The sequence below is a fragment of the Lactobacillus kalixensis DSM 16043 genome (genome assembly GCF_001434335.1).
GTDB classification, from domain to species: domain Bacteria; phylum Bacillota; class Bacilli; order Lactobacillales; family Lactobacillaceae; genus Lactobacillus; species Lactobacillus kalixensis.
Genome location: NZ_AZFM01000059.1, coordinates 1 through 4,468 on the forward strand (window position 1 = coordinate 1; position 4,468 = coordinate 4,468).

6 protein-coding genes are annotated in these 4,468 nt (G+C 35.2%); 3 read left to right on the forward strand and 3 right to left on the reverse strand.

Translation table 11 applies throughout. The features are described 5' to 3' along the window. The first annotated feature begins 554 nt into the window (after positions 1 to 554). A complete protein-coding gene (locus FC46_RS09490; protein WP_057800143.1) occupies positions 555 to 878 on the forward strand; it encodes a plasmid maintenance system killer protein in 324 nt (107 codons plus the stop codon). Between the two features lie 30 nt (positions 879 to 908). Then, positions 909 to 1,241: a HigA family addiction module antitoxin gene (locus FC46_RS09495; protein WP_057800145.1), complete on the forward strand. Its 333-nt coding sequence runs from the start codon at positions 909 to 911 to the stop codon at positions 1,239 to 1,241. Between the two features lie 60 nt (positions 1,242 to 1,301). On the opposite strand, the gene FC46_RS09500 is transcribed toward FC46_RS09495, so the two are convergent. The 3 genes from FC46_RS09500 to FC46_RS09510 all read right to left on the reverse strand — a co-directional run bounded on the left by FC46_RS09500 (position 1,302) and on the right by FC46_RS09510 (position 3,780). Beyond that, positions 1,302 to 2,117 (reverse strand): Rpn family recombination-promoting nuclease/putative transposase, encoded by an 816-nt coding sequence (locus tag FC46_RS09500; protein WP_057800148.1) that lies wholly within the window; start codon positions 2,115 to 2,117, stop codon positions 1,302 to 1,304. A gap of 130 nt (positions 2,118 to 2,247) precedes the next feature. After that, a complete protein-coding gene (locus tag FC46_RS09505) occupies positions 2,248 to 2,697 on the reverse strand; it encodes a sigma-70 family RNA polymerase sigma factor (protein WP_157046830.1) in 450 nt (149 codons plus the stop codon). Positions 2,698 to 2,955: 258 nt separating this feature from the next. Next, positions 2,956 to 3,780 carry a hypothetical protein gene (locus FC46_RS09510; protein WP_057800154.1) on the reverse strand — a complete coding sequence of 275 codons (825 nt, stop codon included), beginning with the start codon at positions 3,778 to 3,780 and terminating at the stop codon, positions 2,956 to 2,958. Between the two features lie 151 nt (positions 3,781 to 3,931). On the opposite strand from FC46_RS09510, the gene FC46_RS09515 reads away from it, so the two are divergent. Then, positions 3,932 to 4,237, forward strand: coding sequence for a HigA family addiction module antitoxin (locus FC46_RS09515; protein WP_157046831.1), 306 nt, complete (start codon positions 3,932 to 3,934; stop codon positions 4,235 to 4,237). Positions 4,238 to 4,468: the final 231 nt, after the last annotated feature.

Below are 4,468 nucleotides of genomic sequence, written 5' to 3' on the forward strand. Positions count from 1 at the left end.
GGAAAAACCAGAACCGACGAGGGTTCTGGTGTATTTTAGTGCTTTCAAGTTTCAGTTAATAATGAGTTAGCAGCTAACGGTAATAAACTCAGTAAAATAGAAGTTTCACAGTCACCAACAAGGAGCTTTTGCTTGGAATTTGAATAGATATAATTAATCTCAAAACCTGCAAACTATGGTTAACATAACTCAGGTGGCTACATTTGTTCATACGAAAGTTCCTAAAAACACAAAGAAATCACTTACCCGTGTTTGAAGAAGGTAAGTGATTTTTTGGCTCTAGGATTAAAAGTTATATTCGGAAACGCAAGTTGAAATGCTTGTAAGAAAAAAGAACCACATTATAGTCAATGTCTTAACTTAATGACATTGAGCGAAAGCTTCGGATTTTTTGTATATTTAGATAATTTTGAATTTTGAATTATTTTCAAAAAATAAAAAAATAATTGACCTTTTTTGCGTATTTATATATAGAGGGATTATTTCTCTACTATACAGATAGAAAGGTTGATTTCAATTATACCATTCTGGTATAATTCGAAACATAAAAGCTCATGGAATATTTTGCAGAATCTAGAAAACTAGCCAAAATACTTAATGATCCAAGATTATTAAAACGGCATTACGGAAAAGCAAGAGCTAAACGAATTCAAGAACGATTAGATGAATTTGATGCAGCTTTAAATTTAAAACAAATTCCATCTGATCCACCGCCAAGATGTCATCCACTTCAAGGAGTGTATCAAGATAAATTTGCTGTTGACGTAAGTAGCAATTACCGCATGATCTTTGAAGGCTATGATAAGAATGATCGCTTATCTACAAATAAAGAAAAAATAGTAACTGTTCAAATTTTTAGCATTGAGGATTATCATTAAGTTTTATTTTATTGTTTAGGAGGGTATTTCATGCTACATCGCGAAAATACAATAAGAAAATATCATACTAGCTCTGCAGCTGATTTATTAAAGGAAATAATGAATCATTACAGAATAACTCAATCTGATTTAGCTTCCAGAATCGGTGTTACGCAGAAGCATGTTTCTGATATCTTATCGCGCAAAAAATTCCTAACAGAAGTCCTTGCGTTACGGATTGAGGAAGTTATGGGGATTTCAAGCGAATTACTTCTCTCATTAGATACAAACTATCGTCTAGATCAAGCAAAACAAAATTCATTAGTTACCGATAGTAAAGATAAATCAAATTTATTTTTAAAAAGATATAGCTGGGTATCGTAGAAATATTGAAAAATAAAACGGTCAGTCCAATGTTGATTTGGGCTGACCGTATTTATATTATTATTTTGTTTCAGAAATCCATTCTTTTAATTCAGCTTCACTAACATCTGGATACTCCATTTTTATTGCAGAAATGATATTTTCGTTTGAAGCACCCATTCGCTTAAACATTCGAATTGACTTCTTAATGCCTTGTTTGATACCTTTCTTTATGCCTGCTTCTTCCGCGGCATCAATCTTGTACTGAATTGACATACTTCTCTGCCTCCAATCTTTTGTCTTTCCAACATTTTCCATTGTTTCTTGAATTTGCCTAATTGCTTTCCCATTAGACACTGGTTTATCTTCCATCAAGTTTAGGAAGTCCTGCAGATCAGTCGTGATCTTGCCTTTAGTGCCTTGAGAATTTAAGTATATTATGGCAGATTTTCCGTTGAAATGCGCTCTTTTTGATTCAACTACCGAATTTTTTATCGTGTAGCGACGCAAATTCTCATTGAATGGATCAGATGCAAAGATAAAAATCACATATGTACGCCTCAATTCATCATAATTTTCACCTTTGTACAATGCCTTCTGCACTAGTCTTGAAGAATAAAACTCTGCTCGCTCATCACGAAACGGCTGACTCTTCACCTGCATCTCAAGGTTGTACTGCACACCTTTATCATCCTTAGCAACAATATCCATAATCGTTGGCTTCTCAATATCAAGCGGCCAAATTCTCTTTTGAGGATAGGCATCAATCACCTTGAACTTTTTATCAGGGAAGAGACTATCCAAGAACGCCTGACAATTATCCTTATTTTCCATCACGTTCTGAAACATGTAATCATCCATGATATCAGAACCTTTAACCATATGATTTTCTGTCATAGGTTACCTCCTTTTTAACGATTTAGAGAAGCAAAACCCCTCTATAGTTAAATACGCAAAAAAGGGCAATTTTTACCTAAATTTTTTCAAAAAAATACGGTCTCCTAAATATAGGCTGACCGCTATTTGTTTACCTCATTTTATCACGCAACCTCATCAATAATCGCTTCTTCATCCGCTGCAAGGTAACCCTAGCAACAGCCACATCGTTATCCCGACATAAATCCACAATTCGCCGCTGATAACCAATATGCTCAATCAAAAGCTTCCGCTCCAATTCACTCATCTGCTGTAGTTCATTTTTCAAAACGAGCAATTCGTTCCAATCAAGTTTATCTTCACTAATCCCTGCAGCTTCTTCCATCTCTGCATCACGTTCACAATTTAGCTGAACCTTGTGCAGTTCATTCAATGTCTTCCAATAGATCTTGTTGAAGCTCAACTTATCAACTTCTTCTCGTGGTTTATCACAATACTGCTCCAACATTTGAGCATAAATAATGACACCATTCTGAAAGAAGTCATCATAGTGATCGTAATCCATCCGCACATGAGCCTTCTTCAACGCTCCATGAACCAATCGTTGATTCTCCCATGCAGTAACAAAATTTTCCTGACTAATTTTCATATGTGACATTTTCCTTTTATTTGATGTCACAAGCGCTTGTGCAATTAATAGATTAACAAGGTCGTTAATGTAATACTTTCCAAGGTGCAGCCTGCAAAAAGCCCGTTCTATCAAGTTTGTGCTTTCTACAAATTTTACAAACTGCAGAATAATACCCTACAGATTTACATTTCTGTAGGGTGCACCTTGGACAAAATTTCTTTTCTGTTTTTATTGATCCTTGAGCATTCGCTTAACTCTTCTAATATGTTCCTGATGATCTAGCCAGTTAACTTCTTTCTGTATTGTCTCGACCAAAGCGTTCAACATGATATCCACAATCTCATGAGCAACTTCTGCTAGATGAACTTTTCCCGGAGTTTTCGTAATCCATTCTTCATTGAAAAGAATTGCGTCAAGCACACTCTTATATGCGGGCATACATTTCAGACTGATATGCTCGAGATGATGGCTCAAGGAATTAGAGACCACCTGATTATGGATGATGCTCTCTTCGATGCGCTTCGGTAGATTTTCATTAATATCGGTGAAGGTGATGGTTAGGTTGTGCTTCATTCCTAAAGTCTGGAAGTGGCATTGATTCTGCTTCATGTCGAACTCGACGTCTTTTACCTTATGGAGTGAAATGCAGTCGCTGCCTTGGGTGATTCCATGCTTGAAGAAAAAGGCAACGTAACCAAATGATAGGCAATGACGATATTGATATTTGAGATTATTCTTGATGAAGTCTTGGAATACCTTTTTGCCAATTGAAGTCTTATCATAGACAGTATTTTGAATTTGTTTGGAAGACTGGCGTGACAAGATTAAACCTTTCTGCTCATCAAGGATTAGCGAGCGGTACACGCCATCGATTGGCTGTCTGCGCAGATCGAAGAAGGCAATCGTATCTTGTCCCGACAATTCGTAATAGTCAATCTTTTCGACACAGTTTCTAATGGACTCATCTTCTGCATACCAGCAGACGAATTTTTCTTTTGAGAAGTTGCCATAGTTAGAATCAACATCTGAGAATAAATCAAAAACATGATGCAAAGATAAACCCCCTTGTGTCAAATAATCAGATATATTTAATTTTGAGATAATTCTATCACGGTTCATGTATAGATTAAATATGTTTTGACAAAATATTTTTTTGGTTTAAGGTAAAAATCAGCCTTTTTTGCGTATTTAACTATAGAGGGGTATTTTCTCTTCTAAAATTCCCACTCCGAAGATAAGTGAAATCTTAACTGAAGAATTCATGAAACCATTAAATATGTCTGCTTATGCTGTAGCAAAAGAAATCGATGTTCCGACATCAAGAATTCTAGATATTCTTCATGATAAGAGAAAGATCACGGTAGACACTTCAATAAGACTTGGGAAGTTGTTTGGAGTATCATCAAAATACTTCTTAGATATTCAAAATGATATTGAATTGAGAAATGCTGAAATTAAGTACAGCGATGAATATGCAAAGATTCATCAAGTTGAAAATATTGTCAGATAGAAAAAATCACTTACCATTCTTCAAAAGTTGGTAAGTGATTTTATTGAATTATTATCTGTGGAATATAAGCTTTGGGGCTCCAGAGTTAATATATTATTCATCTTATAAAAAAAAAGCCGAAGCTTTCGCTTCGACTTTTCTTGTATTAGCACTTATCTAATAACTGCTTATTAGAAGTTAGCCTTCTTGATGTATTGGTTCTTACCAACACGGTACATTTGTGAACCGTTG

Coding starts and splice junctions, on each gene's coding strand:
- FC46_RS09495 (WP_057800145.1), top strand. CDS start 909: ATGCTACATCGCGAAAATACAATAAGAAAATATCATACTAGCTCTGCA.
- FC46_RS09500 (WP_057800148.1), bottom strand. CDS start 2,117: ATGACAGAAAATCATATGGTTAAAGGTTCTGATATCATGGATGATTAC.
- FC46_RS09490 (WP_057800143.1), top strand. CDS start 555: ATGGAATATTTTGCAGAATCTAGAAAACTAGCCAAAATACTTAATGAT.